This is a genomic window from Streptomyces phyllanthi (assembly GCF_009377205.1).
Taxonomy (GTDB): Bacteria; Actinomycetota; Actinomycetes; order Streptomycetales; family Streptomycetaceae; genus Streptomyces; species Streptomyces phyllanthi.
Genome location: NZ_VJZE01000868.1, coordinates 1 through 1,677, shown reverse-complemented (window position 1 = coordinate 1,677; position 1,677 = coordinate 1). Strand labels below are relative to the sequence as shown.

General features: G+C 71.9%; 2 protein-coding genes. Both read right to left on the bottom strand.

The window, feature by feature from the left end; translation table 11 throughout:
- Window positions 1-273, bottom strand: a 273-nt coding sequence (locus FNH04_RS45730; protein ID WP_194237055.1) for a 2'-5' RNA ligase family protein, incomplete at its 3' end; no start/stop codon positions are given.
- Window positions 274-335: 62 nt separating this feature from the next.
- The gene (locus tag FNH04_RS45725; protein ID WP_152792109.1) at window positions 336-1,628 is read right to left on the bottom strand and encodes an MFS transporter; all 1,293 of its coding nucleotides are present in this window, start codon (window positions 1,626-1,628) and stop codon (window positions 336-338) included.
- Window positions 1,629-1,677: the final 49 nt, after the last annotated feature.

Genomic DNA, 1,677 nt, shown 5'->3' with positions numbered 1-1,677 from the left:
GGCCCACAGCGCCCGCCCGCGCCCGAACTGCCCACCGCCCCGCAGGGCCAGCGGGAAGGGTTCGGTGCGCCGGGCGGCGCGCTCCAGCCGCTCCGACAGGTCGGGGACGAGGCCCTCGTCGACCTCGCCGTAGAAGGCGAGCGTGAAGTGCCACCCCGGCCGGTCCGTCCAACGCAGCCGGCCGGCTCCCGGGAGGCTCCGCAACCCGCCGACGGCACGGCCGAGCTCCTCGACCACATCGGGCGGCGGCAGCACGGCCGCGAACAGTCTCATGGTGCTCATGTCCGTCACCTTCGCAGGGAACGGATCACCTCGCGAGCACGTTCCGAGGGCGTTCAGGCCCCGCCGCTCACCGTCGCGAGCCGCTCCCGGCCCTTCTCCCGTTCCTTCGGGACGAACCGCACCCGCGGGTGCCCGTGGTGCCAGCCGACGGACAGGCGCAGTCCGACCACGCGGGCCAGCACCAGACCGATCGTGGCCGCGGCGACCGCGGAGACCAGACCGCCGGCGAGGAAGCCGACGCGGGGACCGTACGCGTCCGTGATCCAGCCGGCGATCGGCGCGCCCAGCGGCGAACCGCCCAGGAACACCATCATGTACAGCGACATGACGCGTCCGCGCATGGCCGGGTCGGTGGCCATCTGGAGGGCGGTGTTCGCGGTGACGTTGACCGTCATGCCGAACATCGCCAGCGGGGCCATGATCAGGGCGAAGATCCAGTACGAGGGTGCCAGCGCGGCCACGGCCTCCAGGGCACCGAAGGCCAGCGCCCCCGCGATCAGGGTCCGCATCCGGGCCGTGCCCCGGCGGGCCGCGAGCAGAGCGCCCACGAGGGACCCGACCGCCATGAGCGTGTTGAAGAAGCTGTACGAGCCCGCGCCCGCGTGGAAGACGTCGTCCGCGAACGCCGAGAGCCAGACCGGGAAGTTGAAGCCGAAGGTGCCGATGAAGCCGACGAGGACGATCGGCCACAGCAGCTCGGGACGCCCGGCGACGTAGTGCAGGCCCTCGCGGAGCTGGCCCTTCGCGCGCGGGGCCCGCTCGATCACGTGCAGTTCACGGGCGCGCATGAGCAGCAGCCCGGCGATGGGCGCGACGAAGGACAGGCCGTTGAGCAGGAACGCCCAGCCGGTGCCCACGCTCGTGATCAGCACACCGGCGACGGCCGGGCCGACCAGGCGGGCGGACTGGAAGTTCGCCGAGTTCAGGCTGACCGCGTTCTGGAGCTGCTCGGGGCCGACCATCTCGGAGACGAAGGACTGGCGGGCCGGGTTGTCGACGACCGTGGCGAGGCCGACGGCGAAGGCGGCGAGGTACACGTGCCAGACCTGGACGTGCCCGGAGAGCGTCAGGAAGGCGAGCACCAGCCCCGTGACGGCCATGGCCGACTGGGTGACGAGCAGCGTCGGGCGCTTGGCGAAGCGGTCGACGAGGACACCGCCGTACAGCCCGAAGAGCAGCATCGGCAGGAACTGCAGCGCCATGGTGACACCGACGGCGGTCGACGAGCCGGTGAGGCTGAGCACCAGCCAGTCCTGGGCGATGCGCTGCATCCAGGTGCCGGTGTTGGAGACGACCTGCCCGACGAAGAAGAGCCGGTAGTTCCGGACCCTGAGGGAACGGAACATCGAGGAACGGGGTTCCTTGGGCGGCGGGCCGGGAGTCGTAGGGGTGCCG